Source organism: Rhodococcus coprophilus NBRC 100603, from assembly GCF_001895045.1.
GTDB lineage: Bacteria > Actinomycetota > Actinomycetes > Mycobacteriales > Mycobacteriaceae > Rhodococcus > Rhodococcus coprophilus.
This window is the reverse complement of the sequence record NZ_BDAM01000011.1, coordinates 108,074-123,896: the sequence shown is the minus strand read 5'-3', so window position 1 is coordinate 123,896 and position 15,823 is coordinate 108,074. Positions and strand designations below refer to the sequence as shown.

20 protein-coding genes and 1 pseudogene are annotated in these 15,823 nt (G+C 66.1%); 8 read left to right on the top strand and 13 right to left on the bottom strand.

Annotation, left to right across the window (positions count from 1 at the left end):
* Positions 1-165: 165 nt before the first annotated feature.
* Positions 166-1,419: a DUF445 domain-containing protein gene (locus RDCOP1_RS19100; RefSeq protein WP_072704660.1), complete on the bottom strand. Its 1,254-nt coding sequence runs from the start codon at positions 1,417-1,419 to the stop codon at positions 166-168.
* 113 nt (positions 1,420-1,532) lie between these two features.
* Here RDCOP1_RS19100 and RDCOP1_RS19095 point away from each other — a divergent pair, with 113 nt between their 5' ends.
* From RDCOP1_RS19095 to RDCOP1_RS19085, 3 genes are all read left to right on the top strand, one after another.
* The gene (locus RDCOP1_RS19095) at positions 1,533-2,261 is read left to right on the top strand and encodes a TetR/AcrR family transcriptional regulator (RefSeq protein ID WP_072704196.1); all 729 of its coding nucleotides are present in this window, start codon (positions 1,533-1,535) and stop codon (positions 2,259-2,261) included.
* A gap of 69 nt (positions 2,262-2,330) precedes the next feature.
* Entirely contained in the window at positions 2,331-2,657 is a 327-nt protein-coding gene (locus RDCOP1_RS19090) for a DUF4873 domain-containing protein (RefSeq protein ID WP_072704193.1), read from the top strand.
* A gap of 28 nt (positions 2,658-2,685) precedes the next feature.
* A complete protein-coding gene (locus RDCOP1_RS19085; protein WP_072704190.1) occupies positions 2,686-3,546 on the top strand; it encodes a polyphosphate kinase 2 family protein in 861 nt (286 codons plus the stop codon).
* 27 nt (positions 3,547-3,573) lie between these two features.
* On the opposite strand, the gene RDCOP1_RS19080 is transcribed toward RDCOP1_RS19085, so the two are convergent.
* On the bottom strand, positions 3,574-3,795 hold the full coding sequence (locus tag RDCOP1_RS19080; RefSeq protein WP_072704188.1) for a hypothetical protein: 222 nt from the start codon (positions 3,793-3,795) through the stop codon (positions 3,574-3,576).
* A gap of 222 nt (positions 3,796-4,017) precedes the next feature.
* Here RDCOP1_RS19080 and RDCOP1_RS19075 point away from each other — a divergent pair, with 222 nt between their 5' ends.
* On the top strand, positions 4,018-4,470 hold the full coding sequence (locus RDCOP1_RS19075; RefSeq protein WP_072704657.1) for a DUF6328 family protein: 453 nt from the start codon (positions 4,018-4,020) through the stop codon (positions 4,468-4,470).
* A gap of 40 nt (positions 4,471-4,510) precedes the next feature.
* Here RDCOP1_RS19075 and RDCOP1_RS19070 read toward each other — a convergent pair whose 3' ends face one another.
* The 3 genes and pseudogenes from RDCOP1_RS19070 to RDCOP1_RS19060 form a co-directional block, all read right to left on the bottom strand.
* The gene (locus tag RDCOP1_RS19070; RefSeq protein WP_072704185.1) at positions 4,511-5,065 is read right to left on the bottom strand and encodes a dihydrofolate reductase family protein; all 555 of its coding nucleotides are present in this window, start codon (positions 5,063-5,065) and stop codon (positions 4,511-4,513) included.
* On the bottom strand, positions 5,062-6,009 hold the full coding sequence (locus tag RDCOP1_RS19065) for a helix-turn-helix domain-containing protein (RefSeq protein WP_072704182.1): 948 nt from the start codon (positions 6,007-6,009) through the stop codon (positions 5,062-5,064). Before RDCOP1_RS19065 ends, RDCOP1_RS19070 begins: the two co-directional genes overlap by 4 nt.
* Positions 6,010-6,081: 72 nt before the next feature.
* Positions 6,082-6,693 (bottom strand): annotated as a pseudogene (locus RDCOP1_RS19060) (SDR family oxidoreductase).
* A gap of 76 nt (positions 6,694-6,769) precedes the next feature.
* Here RDCOP1_RS19060 and RDCOP1_RS19055 point away from each other — a divergent pair.
* The gene (locus RDCOP1_RS19055) at positions 6,770-7,810 is read left to right on the top strand and encodes an iron-containing redox enzyme family protein (RefSeq protein ID WP_072704179.1); all 1,041 of its coding nucleotides are present in this window, start codon (positions 6,770-6,772) and stop codon (positions 7,808-7,810) included.
* 39 nt (positions 7,811-7,849) lie between these two features.
* Here the strand turns inward: RDCOP1_RS19055 and RDCOP1_RS19050 are convergent, their stop codons facing one another.
* From RDCOP1_RS19050 to RDCOP1_RS19035, 4 genes are all read right to left on the bottom strand, one after another.
* On the bottom strand, positions 7,850-8,119 hold the full coding sequence (locus RDCOP1_RS19050; RefSeq protein WP_072704176.1) for a hypothetical protein: 270 nt from the start codon (positions 8,117-8,119) through the stop codon (positions 7,850-7,852).
* A gap of 221 nt (positions 8,120-8,340) precedes the next feature.
* A complete protein-coding gene (locus tag RDCOP1_RS19045) occupies positions 8,341-8,880 on the bottom strand; it encodes a Dps family protein (protein ID WP_072704652.1) in 540 nt (179 codons plus the stop codon).
* 92 nt (positions 8,881-8,972) lie between these two features.
* Entirely contained in the window at positions 8,973-9,755 is a 783-nt protein-coding gene (locus RDCOP1_RS19040; protein WP_072704173.1) for a cytochrome c oxidase assembly protein, read from the bottom strand.
* The gene (locus tag RDCOP1_RS19035) at positions 9,752-10,246 is read right to left on the bottom strand and encodes a DUF2243 domain-containing protein (RefSeq protein WP_072704655.1); all 495 of its coding nucleotides are present in this window, start codon (positions 10,244-10,246) and stop codon (positions 9,752-9,754) included. Before RDCOP1_RS19035 ends, RDCOP1_RS19040 begins: the two co-directional genes overlap by 4 nt.
* Before the next feature lie 194 nt (positions 10,247-10,440).
* Here RDCOP1_RS19035 and RDCOP1_RS21570 point away from each other — a divergent pair, with 194 nt between their 5' ends.
* On the top strand, positions 10,441-10,596 hold the full coding sequence (locus tag RDCOP1_RS21570) for a DUF6131 family protein (protein WP_169619332.1): 156 nt from the start codon (positions 10,441-10,443) through the stop codon (positions 10,594-10,596).
* A 167-nt stretch (positions 10,597-10,763) separates the two neighbouring features.
* Here RDCOP1_RS21570 and RDCOP1_RS19025 read toward each other — a convergent pair whose 3' ends face one another.
* The 4 genes from RDCOP1_RS19025 to RDCOP1_RS19010 all read right to left on the bottom strand — a co-directional run bounded on the left by RDCOP1_RS19025 (position 10,764) and on the right by RDCOP1_RS19010 (position 13,903).
* A complete protein-coding gene (locus RDCOP1_RS19025; RefSeq protein ID WP_072704649.1) occupies positions 10,764-10,910 on the bottom strand; it encodes a CDGSH iron-sulfur domain-containing protein in 147 nt (48 codons plus the stop codon).
* Between the two features lie 79 nt (positions 10,911-10,989).
* Positions 10,990-11,664: a HemK2/MTQ2 family protein methyltransferase gene (locus tag RDCOP1_RS19020; protein ID WP_231922901.1), complete on the bottom strand. Its 675-nt coding sequence runs from the start codon at positions 11,662-11,664 to the stop codon at positions 10,990-10,992.
* 194 nt (positions 11,665-11,858) lie between these two features.
* Entirely contained in the window at positions 11,859-13,448 is a 1,590-nt protein-coding gene (locus tag RDCOP1_RS19015; RefSeq protein WP_072704164.1) for a phytoene desaturase family protein, read from the bottom strand.
* Positions 13,445-13,903: an SRPBCC family protein gene (locus tag RDCOP1_RS19010; protein WP_072704162.1), complete on the bottom strand. Its 459-nt coding sequence runs from the start codon at positions 13,901-13,903 to the stop codon at positions 13,445-13,447. The genes RDCOP1_RS19015 and RDCOP1_RS19010 overlap by 4 nt, the downstream gene beginning before the upstream one ends.
* Positions 13,904-14,035: 132 nt before the next feature.
* Here RDCOP1_RS19010 and RDCOP1_RS19005 point away from each other — a divergent pair, with 132 nt between their 5' ends.
* The gene (locus tag RDCOP1_RS19005; RefSeq protein WP_072704159.1) at positions 14,036-15,016 is read left to right on the top strand and encodes a 1-phosphofructokinase family hexose kinase; all 981 of its coding nucleotides are present in this window, start codon (positions 14,036-14,038) and stop codon (positions 15,014-15,016) included.
* Entirely contained in the window at positions 15,013-15,822 is an 810-nt protein-coding gene (surE, locus tag RDCOP1_RS19000; RefSeq protein WP_072704155.1) for a 5'/3'-nucleotidase SurE, read from the top strand. Before RDCOP1_RS19005 ends, surE begins: the two co-directional genes overlap by 4 nt.
* The last annotated feature ends 1 nt before the right edge of the window (position 15,823 follow it).

Below are 15,823 nucleotides of genomic sequence, written 5' to 3'. Positions count from 1 at the left end.
CCTTCGTTGCCATCGGCCTCACTGTCGGCGTGGGGCCGGTCGCCCGGATCCTCGGCGGTGCCGGGATCCGATCCGGGGTCGTCGCGTCTTTCATCGGTGGGCACGTCCCCCACGCTACGGACGGGTGCTAGCTATAGCAAGCGCTCTGTTAGCATGTGACCGGTATCACGCGAACAACAATTCCGAAATCGTGTAAATAGCCAGGCCCGCGAGGGACCCGACCACCGTGCCGTTGATCCGGATGAACTGCAGGTCCCGGCCCACCGCGAGTTCGATCTTGCGGCTCGCCTCTTCGGCATCCCAGCGTTCGACGGTCTCCCGGATCACCGACGTGATCTCGTCGGCGTAGTTGGCGGCGACGAAGCGCACCGCGTCCAGCAACCAGCCGTCGACTTTCGCCCGCAACTCGCGGTCCTCCCGCAACCGGATACCGAAGGCCATGACGTTCTCCGCCACCTTCGTCCGGAGCGTGCTGTGCGGATCGTCGACGGAATCGAGGATCATCCGCTTGGCCGTGCGCCACGTTGCGCCCGCGAGCTGCGTCACCTCGTCGCGGCCCATGATCTCGGCTTTGACCTTTTCGGCCTTCGCGATCGTCACCGGATCGCTCTGCAGATCGCGCGCATAGTCGGCGAGGAATTTGTTGACCGCCAACCGAACTTCGTGATCCGGGTTGGACCGGACCTTCCACGTGAACTCGACGAGTTCACGGTGGATCCGCTCTCCCAGCAGGAGATCGACGAACTTGGGCGACCACGACGGCGAGTCCCGGCTGATGACCCGGTCGATCGTCTCCTGGCTGCCCAAGGCCCACTGGTGAGCCCGCTCGGAAAGCATGTCGACCAACGGCAGGTGCCGGTTCTCGTCGATCAGTTCCGAGAGCACACGACCGAGCGGAGGCCCCCATTCGGGTTCGGCGATCCGCTTCACGATCGTGTTGTCGATGATCTGCTGGATGTCGTCCTCGCGGAGGATACCGACAATTCCGCGCAGGATCGTGGAAGTCTCCTTCGCCACGCGTTCCGCATGAGCGGGTTCGGCCATCCAGGTGCCGACGCGTAGCGGGATCTGCGCAGATTCGACCTTCGCCGAGACGACTTCGGGCGCCAGGAAATTGGTACCGACGAACGAACTCAGACTCGCACCGAGCTGATCCTTCTTCCTCTTGATGATCGCGGTGTGGGGCACCGGAATGCGGAGGGGATGCCGGAAGAGGGCGGTCACGGCGAACCAGTCCGCCAGCGCGCCGACCATGCCGGCTTCCGAAGCCGCGCGCACATAACCCACCCAGGCGCCTGCACCGCGACTCTCCTGCCACCGACAGAACAGGTAGACGCCGGCGGCCACGATCAGAAACCCGGTTGCGACTGCCTTCATCCGGCGGAGGTCGCGGCGTTTGACGTCATCTTCGATATCCATGAACTGCACTCCTCGATTGTGCCCAAGTTCCCCGGCGCGGGCGCGGAAGCGCGGCGCACGCCGAGTGCGCACCGAGCAGCCACCGTAGACTGAGCCGACGATCGACCGAACGGATGTGCCGCCCAGTGTCAAGCAACCTGCCCCAGACGCCTTCGTCCTCCCGCGCCTCCGAGGACTTACCGACGAAGCAGGACGGCCGGAAACGCCGCTGGCACGAACACAAGATCGCCCGGCGTGAGGAACTCGTGGACGGCACCATCAACGCCATCCGCGCGCGCGGCCACGACATCGGCATGGACGAGATAGCGACGGAGATCGGTGTCTCGAAAACCGTGCTGTACCGGTATTTCACGGACAAGAACGACCTCACGAGCGCAACGATGATGCGCTACGTCGAGACGATTCTCGCTCCGCGGATCTACGCCGCTGTCGCCGAGGATCTCGACGAGTACGGACTGACACGCGTCGCCATCTCGGCTTATGTCGAGACGGTCGGCACGGATCCGGAAGTGTATCTGTACGTGATGTCCAACAGTTCGTCGGCGAGCAGGGACGTCGTCGCGGACTCCGAACGGATGATCGCCGAACTGGTCGCGACGGTTCTGGGCGAACGGCTTCGCCTGCTCGAGATGGACTCGGGCGGGTCGGTGCCCTGGGCGTACGGCATCGTCGGGTCGATCCAACTCGCCACCCACTGGTGGATCTCCAACAAGTCGATGACCGCCGAGGACCTCATCGACTACCTCACGATGATGGTGTGGGGTGGCATCACGGGGATCGCAGCGGTGGCCGGATCTCCGAAAAGGTTCAAATCTCAGCCGCATCCGTTGCTGCCCGAGTGACCCGTCGCGCCCTTCCCACGGGTCCCCAGGATCTTTACTGTTACCCAAAGTTGCACGTATAGTCCGGGTATGCCCGAGCCCGAATCCGACCACCCCGCCCACGACGCGGGCTACCGCGGCCCCGCCGACATCACCGTGCACGACGAGCACGCGACCGTCGACGTGCAACTGTCCGGCCGGTTCGACCCGCTTCGCGGCCGCCACGTGTGGCGCGGGCGGCTACGGGACCTCTCCGGCTCGCTGCCCGGCGTCGACCTCGCTCCGGGCACCGAGGTGACCATCGTCGTGCCCGGATCCGACGAACCCGCACTGGCCCGCATCACCGAAATCGACCTGTGGGGAAGTCACATGGTCGACGGGATCTCCCGCCCCCCTTACGGAGAGCGTCCCGCCTGATCCTCGTCCCGTATGGCAGGCTCGCCCCATGGGAACGAAAAGCGAAGCGCCCTGGCACACTCCGGTTGTCGAGTCGCTGCGAGCGGGTCCCGGCACCCGGGTCTCGGAGCTCGACACGAACGGCACGCCGGGTTTCGAGGGCGACAAGGCCCTCGCGGAACGTTTGCTCGTGGAACGCGGCGCCGCCCTGTCCGACCTCCAGGGAAAGCTGTTCGCCAACGGGCGTATCGGAGACCCCCGATCGGTGTTGCTGATCCTGCAGGGCATGGACACCGCCGGCAAGGGCGGGATGGTGCGTCACGTGATCGGTCACGTCGATCCCCAGGGGGTCGACCACACCGCGTTCGGAGTCCCCACCGCCGAAGAGAAGCGCCACCACTTCCTCTGGCGCATCGTCAAAGCCCTTCCCCGCGGCGGCCAGCTCGGCGTCTTCGACCGGTCGCATTACGAAGACGTGCTCGTCGCACGCGTGCGGTCGCTCGTCCCCGAGAACGTCTGGCGCAGGAGGTACGACGAAATCAACCAGTTCGAAAGCGAAATCACCGCGACGGGAACCACCCTCGTGAAGGTGGCGATGTTCGTCTCGCTCGACGAGCAGAAGAAGCGGCTCTCCGAGCGGCTCGAGCGCCGCGACAAGTACTGGAAGTACGACCCGTCGGACGTGTCCGAGCGTGCGCTGTGGCCGCAATACCAGGAGGCCTACCAGGACATGCTCGACAAGACGAACACCGAGAACGCGCCGTGGTACGTCATTCCGTGCGACCGCAAGTGGTACAGCCGAATCGCGGTCACCGAGTTGCTCATCGACGTGTTCGAACGGCTCGACCTGGACTGGCCCGACCCCACCTTCGACATCGAAGTGGAGAAACGGCGACTCGCGAAGGCCTGAGCGGCCTCCGCGAGCTGTCGTCGTCGATCAGAAGATGTGCGGCGTGTCGAGATGTTTCCTGCGGTCCCGGCGGATGGTCCCGGCGACCATACCCACAGCCAGCGCCAGGGCCACGATCACGGCGACCGCACTGGCCAGCGCTCCTGCTTCGTGGCCGCTACCCGCCGCGACCAGCGCCAGGGCGACCATCAGAATCGCGATCAGTACCAATCCGTATCCGACCCACGCGACAAAAAGGTTGAGCTTCACGGCCGGTCTCCTTCCCAGCGAGGGACGTCTTCCGTTGTCGCCGACGGTACCCGCGGGTGAGCCGCGTCACAAGGTGGCACCATACGGTTGTATGTACTGTTTGCGCCCGGCGCTGCCTCGGGTCACCCGGTGAGCACTCCCGACGATTCACGTCGAGATCCCCCGGGGTCGGGTTACGGCCACGTCGCGTGGGGTGGCCGCCACGAAACCCCACTCGAACGCCTGGACCGGAACTGGGCGAGCCTGCTCCAGGAACTACGGGTGGTACAGACGGGCGTCCAGGTCCTCACCGGACTGCTCCTCACACTCCCCTTCCAGGGCCGCTTCGAGGACCTGACCTCCTACCAATACGGCGTGTACCTCGTGACGTTGCTCGCGTCCGTCTGCGCGACCGTCTTCCTCGTCGCGCCCGTCGTCATGCACCGCCTCCTGTTCCGCCGCGGACAACTTCCGCGCCTGGTCGCGGCCGCACATCGATTCACGATCGCAGGCATCGTGTTCCTCGGCATCGCACTCACCGGTGCAGTCGTCCTGGTGGTCGGAATCATGCTCGGCGACACCGTCGCCTTCATCTGCGGGGCGGCGAGCACGCTACTGTTCGTCGGAGCGTGGGGGCTTTACCCGTGGTGGTTCCGGGCTCGAACCCGCTCGCACGGCCCTCTCGACGGTTTCTGAGATCCGAGCCGGGCGGCGCGCACCGCCCGCCGGTCGGTCGTCACTGCTCACCGGGCAGCACGTCGTAGCGGAGGACGGCGAACTCTCCGTTGCGGCCGACTTCTCTCAAACGCATCTCGATGTGCTTGGGCAGCAGAGGTTTTCCCGCCCCGATCGTCACCGGCGCGAAGGACACGATCACTTCGTGCAGAAGACCGTGTTCGGCGAACTCGCCCGCGAGTCCACCGCCACCCACCATCCACAGGTCCCGCCCTTCCGCCGCCTCGGCCATCTCCGCGAACACCTCGCGCACGTCGTTCTGTGTGAAACGGATGTCGCCCGGTCCGTTCGGTCCGCTCGCCGTCGGAAGGTCGTCGCGATGGGTGAAGACCCAGCACGGAATGTCGTACTCCCACTTGTCGATTCCCTCATGGTCCAGCACCCAGCGGTAGGTGGACGCCCCCATCGCCATCGCCCCGATACCGCCGATGAACTCCTCGTATCCCGCCGGGCCACCGTCGTCGGTCTCCCGCGTGAGAAGCCAGTCGAGCGAATCGTCGGGTGTCGCGAGGAAACCGTCGAGTGTGCTGGCGGTGAAGTACGTCATGCGGGTCATCGGGTGGTCCTTTCGTGTTCGAGTGGCCATTCGAGGGGATCCCCGTGGTCGACGGTGCGACCGGCGGCCCGGAGCATGTGACGTACCAGTTGCCGCCGATGGGCCGAGAATGTGAGCACATGGGAGATCACGCCGCCGAGTACGAAGCTCTCCGGCGGATCACACAGCGCGTCGATCAACCGGTCTCCCCACGCGCCGCGCCGATCGATGTCCCGGACCGCGTCGGCCCATCGCGGAGCAACCTCGTCGAACCGGGTGGGCAGCGCCTCCCGGCCGTGCCCATCCCGAGTCGGCTGGTCCCCTCCCGACATCGACGACAGCCAGACCTCCTTGGTCCACACCAGGTTCTCGAGTACCTGGCCGATCGACTCCTCCGGGCCGTCCCATTCGAGCACCACAAGTCCGGGGAAGCGGATGCGCTCGTACTCCGCCTCCTCCAGATCGCGGGCGAGGTGGAGCAGCGCGCGCGTGTCGTCGAGATCGTGATGCACGAGGCGGGCCACGACCTCCGACGCGGACTGCCCTGCGGGCGAGGGCGCCGTCCCGTCCTCGACCCAGAGGTTCATGGGCGGATGGAAGTGCACTCCGTTGGGTGCCGGCAACCAGTGGGATCGGCTGCCCCATTCTTCGGCGCGCGCGGTCGCACCGGGCGGATATCCGTACGCCCGGGCGAACGCGCGCCCGAAGCCTTCCACGCTGTTGTATCCGGCGGCGAACGCCGTATCCGTGACGGCCGCGCCGCGCCGCAGTTGCCACGCAGCGCGTTCGAGCATCACTCTCCGGCGCAACGCGACCGGGGACTCGCCGGTACCGGCGCCGAACTGGCGGGTGAAATACCAGGGCGATGCGTATGCGCCCTGCGCCATCTGTTCGAGATTGACGTTGTTCTCGTCGAGTACCGCGTCGAGTAACTCACGAAGCCGGTCACGCCGTGGTTCGGACATGCACCAATTCTGACGCTTTCACCGGTGGTACCGCTTGATCGTTCTTGCCGAATCCCGCCCGCAGTGTGGACGTCAGCCCGGCAGTGTCTCGCCTCCGATGGGAGCGAGCACTTCCCCGCTGTAGTACGAGGACATCATTTCGGAGGCGAAGAATACGTAGGACGGGGCGATCTCGTCGGGCTGCGCCGCCCGGCCGTGCGGTCCCGAAGCGCCTGCGCGAGCGAGTAAGTCAGGGCAATGACCGCACCCTTGGTGGCCGAGTAGTCGATCAGGGTCTTGTTGCCGCGCAACCTGTTGATCGACTTGATCGACGCCGTGTTGATGACCGCGGCGCCCCGGGGCAGGTGGGCAAGCGCCGCCTTGGTGACGTGGAAGAAGCTGTCGATATTGACGGCGCAGGTCCGGCGCACCGCTCGTCGTCGAGGTCTGCGAAGTCGTCGACGGGTTGCTGGGTACCGACGCTGTTGACGACGATGTCCACCAGATAGGCGATAGCTACGTCTGCACCCTCCTTCGCGAACGCCCGCCCGACGCCCGAATCTCCACCGGTGATCAAGGCCTTGCGTCCGGAGAGCAACTCCCTGCCGCGATAGTCGCGCATCTCGTCCGCGGACGCTCCGCGATATCCGCCGTGTCGCCCGGACAGCCGATGGATTGAGGTTTCCGTTCCTTGTCGTCGCTCATAATGGAGCGATTACCCCGAGGGCCGGCCACCACACGCACTCGTTTCTCACCGGCTTTCCACGGGTAACCGGCTCGTATGTCTGATGTGATCCGGCCCTGCGATCTGTCCGCCGCGTCCCTCCCCACCCCCCGGGGTCCGATCTCCGCTGCCGTCGTAGAGCGGCTTTCCGCACCCGCCGATGCTGCTCCCTGGCCGGTGACGGTCGGGGACGCCGATCCGTACGGCGACGACGTCCAGCTCGCCTTGACGATGCTCTACGAGCTGCACTACCGCGGATACGACGGCGTCGACGCGTCGTGGGAGTGGATGGCAGGCCCGCTGGGGCTCCGCGCCGAGCTCGAGCGAGTCTTCCTCGACCGGTTGCGCGCGGACGTCCCGGTCACCGACGACACGGATGCGACGTTCGACGCGCTCTACCGCGAACCGAAGGACGCATGGGGCGTCTCGCACGAATTGGCAGAACGCGGCACGTGGGAGCACATCCGGGAGTTCTTCGTACACCGCTCCATCTACCACCTCAAGGAAGCCGACCCGCACGCCTTCGCCATCCCCCGCCTGCGAGGACGAGCGAAGGCAGCACTCGTCGCAGTGGAATTCGACGAGTACGGCGGGGGCCGGGCAGACAAGATGCATTCCCGCTTGTACGCCGATCTGCTGAAAGCCGCCGATCTCGACGACGCGTACCTCCGCTACCTCGATGTCGTCCCGGCCGTCACCCTCGCGACAGTCAACTTCATGTCACTGTGCGGACTGCACCGTGCTCGTATGCCGATGCTCGTCGGGATGTTCACCGCCGCGGAGATCACCACGGCCCCGAGCGCCCGGCGGATGGCCGCGGCGCTCGAGCGTCTCGGCGCCGACCCCGCGTGCATCCTGTTCTACACCGAGCACATCGAGGCGGACGCGGTTCACGAACTGGTGCTGCGTCACGATGTCGTCGGCGAGATGGTCACCGCTGATCCGGAGTGCGCCTCCGACATCGTCTTCGGTGCCGAGGCTGCGGAGTACCTCGAGGGGCGGCTCGCCCGGCACCTGCTCGACAGCTGGACGGCAGGCACCACTTCGCTCCTCTCCCCCCTCGACGAGAAAGCTCCGGTGGACCAGCCCGTGGGCTGATATCCACCGGAGCGGCCGGACGAGGAGGCCGGCGGGCGGTCAGTCGAGGACACCCGGCTCGTGCGTCGAGGTTCCACCCGAACCACGCAGCCGACGGTGGCGGAGGTTGACCGTGATCAGGGCCACGCCGGTCGAGAGCAGGGCTGCGGCGATCACGACGGCGACCACCGTCCAGCCCGCGTACCCGTCACCCGCGGCGAACAGTGCCATGGCCACGACGGCGATGCTTGCAAGAACGCATGCGTAGCCGATCCATCCCGCTATCCGGGAACCCGTGGTCGGCCGCTCGTGCCTCGTTGTGTTGGTCATAGTGGTTTGTACCCGTTCGGTCGGCCGGACAAAACTCGCTCAACGGGAATCGACCTCCGCCGCAGCGTGATCCGGATCATCGACAGGCAGGCGTGGAACCCCGCGAACCGAGGGTGCGGAACCGCGGGACGCCAGCGGAAACTATGCCCCGCGCAAAGGAAAGTGGCCGCGTTCCGGAGGTATCCGGAACGCGGCCCCTGTGATTCGGAAGTCCGGTTCGGTCAGCGGGCCTTGGCCGCAGCTTCCTTCTCGGTGGAAGCTTTGCCGTGGCTCAGAGCGCCCGAAGCGTTCTCCAGGTGCGCTCGCACGAACCACTGGAACTTCTCCAGCTGCCCGGTATGCCCGATGAGGACGTCTTCCGTGATCGGATCGATGTCGCCGACTTCTTCGATCGCCTTACGGTTGTCGGTGATCACACCGTCGTAGACCAGATCGAGAGCCGCGAGGTGTGCCTGGGCGGTGTCGCGTCCCACCGAGTAGTCGTCCCAGGTCCGGTTCTTCTCGATCGCCCCCGGCGTGCCCTTGGGCGATTCACCGAGAGTCGCGATGCGTTCCGCAACCTCGTCGGCGTATCCGCGTACGAGTTCCACCTGGGGATCGATCATTTCGTGCACACCGATGAAGTTGGGACCGACAACGTTCCAGTGGATGTGCTTGAGAGTGAGGTGCAGGTCGTTGTACGCGCTCAAACGCTCCTGCAGAACACGGGCAACTTTCGCGCCGTCTTTGCCGCTCAAACCGGGCACCGTGTATTTCGACATGTGCGATTCCTCCAAGTGCTATCTGGTTGCGTGGCCTTCGAGTACCCCGCGCGGGACATTGCTCAAACACTTCGCGACCGCAGCTACCTGCCTCAGGTCGAGCGGAGGAGATCGGGACCGGACATTCCACTCCGGTGACGGGCACGCGCTGCCCACCGGTGAATCAGCAGTACGACGAGCGCCAATTCGAACGGTATGCCCCCGTAATACATCACCTGGCTGCCCGTTTCGGCTTGCGCCGTGGAGACGCCGGAAGGTGGGTCCACGTAGAGAGTCTTGGCAAGGATGTTGTGTGCGGCGATCGACAGGACCAGCACCGCTGCGCGAAGACCGAAGGAGGTGCGGTGCGGAGACGGATCCACGCCCACCAGGGAATAGGTGAACAGGTAACCGGCCGCGACGATGTGGAACTCGATCAGCCACGCCACCCAGGTGCCGCCAAGCATGTACTCGAACAACCACGTCCGGTACAGAAGCCACAGGCCGCCGATGTTGAGCGTCGCCGCGACGAGGGGGTGGGTCAGCACTTCGGCGGGTCGCGACCGCAGCACTCGCGAGACGCGACGCGCCGCCGACACGGGCAGTACGCGGAGCGCAAGGGCCACGGGGGCTGCGAGCACGAGCAACAGCGGCACCGCCATGCCCACCACGACGTGCGAGACCATGTGCCCCACGAAGTCGAAGGAGTGGTGCGCGCCGTGTCCGTGTCCCCCTCCGTGGGCGGACGCAGAGTTCAACAGTGCCGCGACGAGCGCCACCCACCCTGCGGTCCAGCTCAGAGTGCGCGCGACAGGCCACGACTGCGCTCTCGCCGCCGCAGCCACGTAGACGACCACGGCGCAGATCCCTACGCCGAGTAGGACGAGGGTCGTCATTGCGAAGCCACCGACGGCGACGCCTGCCGGTAGGTGGACGCGATGATCGTCAGCCCGACCACCAGCAGTGCGCCTGCCAGAATGTTCCAGGTCAGGTCGTACGGCAGGAGATCGACTTCGTAACGGATCTGATGAAGACCGAACAGCTTGTGCTGGACCAGCCCGTCGTACAGCTGGAACGCGCCTACCCCGGTCACGAAGCCACCGAGCAGGGCACGTACCCACAACTTCCCGTCACGGACAGACATCACCACCAGATAGAACCCGGCCACCGTGGCGAACCAGCTGAAGGCGTGGAACAGGCCGTCGGAGACCAAGCCGGCCGAGGTTGTCGATTTGTCGTAGAAGTGATGCCAGTGAAGTATCTGGTGGAAGAGCACTTCGTCCATCATGGCTACCGCACCCAAGCCGAGAAAGGCACCGGCCAACACGTTCCTGCCTCTTTCGGGTCGGCGCGAACCGGCCGAGCCCTCCACGTCACGCTGCGTCATGATCAATGGACTACCCGCGAGGTAGGCGGTCAATCCCTGGACGAGCGGGAACGCGATGCTCCGGGACGTCGATCACCCTCGGAGGAACGACTCGAGAAATTTTTTTCCTCGTGTGTTTCGATGCGGACAATCCGGGTATTCAGGACTTGGATCCGGAGCCGCTCGGCATCGGACAAGACAGCGAGGTGGACGCAATGATTGTTCTGGGCCTGATTCTTCTCGTAGTCGGATTCTTCACCGGCATCTCGATCCTGACGACACTGGGTGTCATCCTTCTGGTGATCGGCGTCATCATGGCGATCCTGGGAGCATCCGGCAAGGCCGTCGGTGGTCGCGCCCACTGGTACTGACCTTCAGAACAGCAGAAAGTCCGGACGCTGCGGCGTCCGGACTTTCTGCTGTTTCCGGGTATCGGAACAGCGTGAAAGCTCCTCGCACCACCGCGCACGACGCCGAAGACCCCGACTACTCCGGCAACAGACTTCCAGAGCTCGCGGTCAGCGTCGGAACGCGAGTATCAGCCTCGGGCGGGACGCCGATGACTGGTGTCGCACAACGGGTACAGCGCGCTGCGCCGGCACCGGCACACCGCGACCACGAAGCGGTCCGATTCCGTCTCGGCGCCGTCGTCCGTCAGGATCCGGACCGGGCCGTTGACGAGCATCGGCCCCCCTTTCACCTTGCGGACGACCGTGACGTCTTCCGCGTTGCCGGTGGTCGCGTGCACTACGCGACGACCGCCCTCAGATCCGGGCTGCACGGATGACCACCACCTCTTCGCTGTCGACACCGCGTTCCGCGAGTTCGACTTCTTGCAGATAACTCAGACGGCGCTGCAGTACCGGGCCGAACGGGATTCGTTCACGCGCGACGACCGAGCCCGCGAGTCCGGCGGCTTGCACGCGCTCCAAAGTCTCTTCGACGCCGGTGAATTCCGAGTGCACGAGCAGCGCGAAGCCGTCGGGAGACAAGAGCGTCGGCAAGGAATCGCAGAGCGGGTCCAGAACGGATCGTCCGTCCGGGCCGGCATCCCAACGGGGGTCCTTGCCTTCGCCGTCCACCGGCACGTACGGAGGATTGGACAGAACGACATCGAAGGGTCCGTGCTCCACAGCCTTGTCCAGACTTCCGCGAAGCACCGAGATCGGCAGCCGACGTGAGAGAGCATTGGCCCGGGCGGTGAGAACAGCCCTCCGGGAGATGTCGAGTGCGGTTACCGCACCGGCTCCGGCCTTGGCGGCCGTGATCGCGAGAAAACCGCTCCCGGTACAGAAGTCGAGTACCTTCGCGTCCTGTGCTCCTCCGGCGTCGTGGAGTGCCCGAGCCAGCAGGAACGAATCCTCTTGTGGACGGTATACACCGGGAAGGCGCCACACACGTGGCGTATTCGGCCGGTCCAGAACTGGAGAAGTGGTCACGGTTACATCACCCCGGAGTTCCATGTGCGGGAGTCCGCGACCCCGCAGCAGCCAATGCCTGAGCCGACCGTGCTGAGGCGCACCTTCCCGACGACATCGACCACGAGGGTCCGCCGGCCGGGTCTTCGGTCATGGGCGCGAGTACCCGGCACTTCGCCCCGCGAAACCTGGTGTTTACGCAGCGCGCGACTTCGTCATGACATCACCCGGCGGCCCAAGGTGTGGAGACCGCGACGCAGCGGGCCCGTCCTCTTCTGGTCCTGGAGTGCGGCGGCGGCGGCGTTCCAGCCGCACATTCCGTGGACACCTCCGCCGGGGTGTGTCCCCGCACTGGCGAGATACAGCTTTCCCACCGGAGTTCGTGAACCTCCGAGCCCGGGTGCCGGTCGTAGGAACAACTGCTGGTGGATCTGGGCGGTGCCACCGTTGACCGCGCCGCCGACGAGGTTTGCGTCGGCCGATTCGAGATCCGAGGGACGCTGCACGGCCCGATCGAGAACCGTGTCCCGGAAACCGGGCGCATACGCCTCGAGCTGGGCGTCGACCCTCTCCGCGAGAACGTCGGCCGACTCGTCGTCGGTGATACCCCGGGGCAGATGGGTGTACGCCCAAGCACTTTCGGTACCGGCGGGTGATCTCGTGGGATCGGTGGTGGTCATCTGCCCGAACAACAGAAACGGCGATTCCGGGATCACCCCCGTCGACAGTTCGGCGGACCACCGGGCCATCGCATTCGTGTCGGCACCGACGTGGACGGTGCCGGTCCGGGACAACGACGGCGAGCGCCACGGAACCGGACTGCCGAGCGCGTAGTTCACCTTGACCACCGGCGTGTCCCATTCGAATCCGCGCAGGTCGTCGCGCGCGCGGTCGGCGGCTGCGGAGTCGGCGAGCAGCGTCCCGTACAACGCGGGTGCCGAAACGTCCGCGAGGACGGCCCGGCGAACCTTGATCCGCTCCCCGCTCGCGGTGCAAACCGCTACCGCGCTGCCGTCTTCGACGTCGACCGCGGTGACCCTGCTGCCGCACCGCACCTGCATTCCGGCATGCTCGCCGCGGCGCACCAACGCGTCGGTGAGCGCGCTCGCACCGCCGACCGGAGACGGAAAACCCACGTCCTGGGCGAGCATCGTCAAGATGTACCCCATCACGCCACTACCCGGGGCGTCGGGCGGGATGTCGGAGTGCATGGCGTTGCCGAGCAGGAGGAGCCGAGCGGCTTCTCCGCCGAACAGTTCTTCGCTCATCCGCCTGACGGGAAGTGCCAGCATCCGGGCGAACCGGAGCGCTTCTGCCGGTCCCAGTGCGCGCAGCAGCGACGCGGAACCCCGAACCGGCGGAAACGGGGAAAGCAGCAGTTGCAGCAGTGCGCTGCGCACCTCGTTCCACTGGTCGACGAGTTTCGTCCACGCTTCTCCGTCCCCCGCGCAGCGCCGCTCGAGATCGGCTGCGGTGTCCGCCGCCTCACGTGCGACCACCACCGCGTCCTCGTCGGCGGGCCCGAGAGGATGGCCGAACGAGTTCGGCGACCGGCTCCACTGCAGACCGTGGGATTCGAGGTCGAGAGCGGCGAAAGCCGGGGAGACCGCCCCCAGCGGATAGAACGCGCTGAATAAGTCGGCCCGGAATCCCGGGTAGAGTTCGGCGCTTCGCACGGCTCCACCGGGTTCCGGCTGTTCCTCGAGCACGAGGACATCCCAGCCCGCATCGGCGAGTGCCGCGGCGCCCGTGAGCCCGTTGGGGCCGGCACCGATGACGACGGCGTCGACCGTTTCCGCGGTCATGCAGCCGGTCCGTCAGGAGTCGCACGTTCCGCGAGCAGGGCCAGGCGCGAGAGGCACTCCTGGTTTCTCGGCCACACGGCCTGTTCCTGAACGAAGTCGGGAAGAAGACTCGGCAGCCCCGTCACCACGTGCTCGGACATCGTCACCGTGGAACCCCCGCCCGGCGCGGGTTCGATCCTCAGCTCGATCTCGGCCTGCCCGAAGAGCCACGCGCGAGCACGCAGAACGAGTCTGCGGTCGGGCGTCGCGGCGAGTACCGCGGTGCGGTCGTCGAGCAAGGCGGGCCACAAGCCGACCGAATGGTGGATGCGGCTGCCTTCCGCCGGCCATGCCGCATCGACCTTGCGGATCCGGGAGGCACCGACGACCCAGGTCGCATAGTTCCACCCGTCCGCCAGGACTTCCCAGACCCGGCTCGGCGGCGCACTCGTCTGCTTGCGGGCGACTCTGGTCATCGCGCGGCTCCCCTCCTCGTGCGTGGACCCGGATCCGGTTTCTGCCTGAGGTCATACCCGCCACCGCTGCGCCCCACACCGGCTGTCGATTTTGCGGGTGTGAGACGAGGACGGGAAGGGTACCTGACCGGCATGCCCGCAGACAGGAACGAACGCACCATCTCCGACGACTCACGACCCCGAGCAAACGCTTTCGTGTTCGCTCCCTCACCCCTCCTCACCGTCACCATCGAACAGGCGCCGAACGGCACCGCCGAATTGCACGTGCATCCTGGCGGACAGGGCTTCTGGATCGGGCGAATGGCGTCCATCCTGGGAATGGATGTGCACCTGTGCGGTCCCTTCGGCGGCGAGTCCGGGGGAATCCTCGTCGATCTCATCAACCGTGAAGGCATCACGGTGCACCCGGTCGCCTCGGCCTCCGACAACGGTTCGTACGTCCACGACCGCCGTGAAGGGGAACGCGAAGCGGTTGTGGATATCTCGCCTCCCACTCTCAGCCGCCACGAGATCGACGATCTGTTCAGCGCGTCGCTCGGGGCAGGCATGTCGGCCGACGTGGCCGTGCTCGGCGGGCCGCACTGTGACGATGCGGTACCCACCGACGTCTACATGCGACTGTGCGCCGACCTCAGTGCTCTGAACGTGCCTGTCGTCGCCGATCTTTCGGGTCCCACACTCGGTGCCGCACTCGAGGGCGGGGTCGCACTGCTGAAGGTGAGTCACGAAGACCTCATCGAGGACGGCCGCGCCGCGTCGGACGATCTCGACGATCTCATCGCCGCCATGCATTCGCTTCACAAGGAGGGCGCCCGGAGCGTCGTGATCTCGCGTGCCGCCGATCCTGCGATTGCACTGCACGACGGGGTGGTCTGGGAGGTGGAGACGCCGCCCGTGCAGTCGGTGGACCACCGCGGCGCCGGCGACTCGATGACCGCGGGTCTCGCCGCGGCCTATGCGAAGGGTCTCGATTTCGAGGACGCTCTCAGGCTCGGTGCGGCTGCGGGCGCAGTGAATGTCACCCGGCGAGGACTGGCCACGGGCCAGCGGGAGGCCATCGAGAAGATGACCGAAAACGTGCAGGTTCGACGGCTGGAGAAGGATCACGCATGAAGGCGCTGATCGTCAACGACGATGGGGTCGACAGCCCTGGATTGGCCGCCCTGGCCCGGGTGGCTGTCGAGGCCGGATTGGACGTCCGGGTCGCCGCACCCCACATCGAGCGGAGCGGCGCGAGCGCATCGTTGACGGCGCTCGAGGACGACGGGAGACTCGAGGTCTCCCGCCGGTCCATCGCGGGGCTGCCCGACGTGGAAGTTCTCGCTGTCCACGGGTCGCCCGCGCTGATCACTTTCGTCGCGTCGTACGGCGCTTTCGGCGAGACTCCGGACATCGTGTTGTCCGGGATCAACCTCGGACCCAACACCGGCCGCGCGATCCTTCATTCCGGGACCGTCGGCGCGGCCCTCACAGCGTCCGCCCACGGCGTGCGTTCGGTGGCTTTGTCGCTCAACGGACTCGGTAGCTCGGGGTGGGAAACTGCCGAGCACGTCGCGGAGCGTGCCGTGCGGTGGGCGATGGAGCACCTCGAACCCGGCGAGGTCCTCAACGTGAACATTCCCGATGTTCCTGTCGACGACCTGCTGGGGCTGCGCGCCGCGTCGCTGGCCGAATTCGGTGCGGTGCAGGCCGAGATCACCGAATCGGACGAGGATTACGACGACAACGAGGAGGACGACGGCACGCGCACCGTGACGGTGTCGTTCCGATCGATCGACATCCACGGTCCCGACGACACCGACGCGGTGTTGCTGAGCCGGGGATGGGCCACCGCGACCGTCCTGCAGATGCCGTTCGAGGTGGCGGGGTCCGACCTCGGCGGCCTCGAATTCTCCCGGGACGGTGAAACCGTTTCCTGAG

Coding starts and splice junctions, on each gene's coding strand:
- RDCOP1_RS19100 (WP_072704660.1), bottom strand. CDS start 1,419: ATGGATATCGAAGATGACGTCAAACGCCGCGACCTCCGCCGGATGAAG.
- RDCOP1_RS19095 (WP_072704196.1), top strand. CDS start 1,533: ATGTGCCGCCCAGTGTCAAGCAACCTGCCCCAGACGCCTTCGTCCTCC.
- RDCOP1_RS19090 (WP_072704193.1), top strand. CDS start 2,331: ATGCCCGAGCCCGAATCCGACCACCCCGCCCACGACGCGGGCTACCGC.
- RDCOP1_RS19085 (WP_072704190.1), top strand. CDS start 2,686: ATGGGAACGAAAAGCGAAGCGCCCTGGCACACTCCGGTTGTCGAGTCG.
- RDCOP1_RS19070 (WP_072704185.1), bottom strand. CDS start 5,065: ATGACCCGCATGACGTACTTCACCGCCAGCACACTCGACGGTTTCCTC.
- RDCOP1_RS19065 (WP_072704182.1), bottom strand. CDS start 6,009: ATGTCCGAACCACGGCGTGACCGGCTTCGTGAGTTACTCGACGCGGTA.
- RDCOP1_RS19055 (WP_072704179.1), top strand. CDS start 6,770: ATGTCTGATGTGATCCGGCCCTGCGATCTGTCCGCCGCGTCCCTCCCC.
- RDCOP1_RS19050 (WP_072704176.1), bottom strand. CDS start 8,119: ATGACCAACACAACGAGGCACGAGCGGCCGACCACGGGTTCCCGGATA.
- RDCOP1_RS19045 (WP_072704652.1), bottom strand. CDS start 8,880: ATGTCGAAATACACGGTGCCCGGTTTGAGCGGCAAAGACGGCGCGAAA.
- RDCOP1_RS19040 (WP_072704173.1), bottom strand. CDS start 9,755: ATGACGACCCTCGTCCTACTCGGCGTAGGGATCTGCGCCGTGGTCGTC.
- RDCOP1_RS19035 (WP_072704655.1), bottom strand. CDS start 10,246: ATGACGCAGCGTGACGTGGAGGGCTCGGCCGGTTCGCGCCGACCCGAA.
- RDCOP1_RS21570 (WP_169619332.1), top strand. CDS start 10,441: ATGATTGTTCTGGGCCTGATTCTTCTCGTAGTCGGATTCTTCACCGGC.
- RDCOP1_RS19025 (WP_072704649.1), bottom strand. CDS start 10,910: ATGCTCGTCAACGGCCCGGTCCGGATCCTGACGGACGACGGCGCCGAG.
- RDCOP1_RS19015 (WP_072704164.1), bottom strand. CDS start 13,448: ATGACCGCGGAAACGGTCGACGCCGTCGTCATCGGTGCCGGCCCCAAC.
- RDCOP1_RS19010 (WP_072704162.1), bottom strand. CDS start 13,903: ATGACCAGAGTCGCCCGCAAGCAGACGAGTGCGCCGCCGAGCCGGGTC.
- RDCOP1_RS19005 (WP_072704159.1), top strand. CDS start 14,036: ATGCCCGCAGACAGGAACGAACGCACCATCTCCGACGACTCACGACCC.
- surE (WP_072704155.1), top strand. CDS start 15,013: ATGAAGGCGCTGATCGTCAACGACGATGGGGTCGACAGCCCTGGATTG.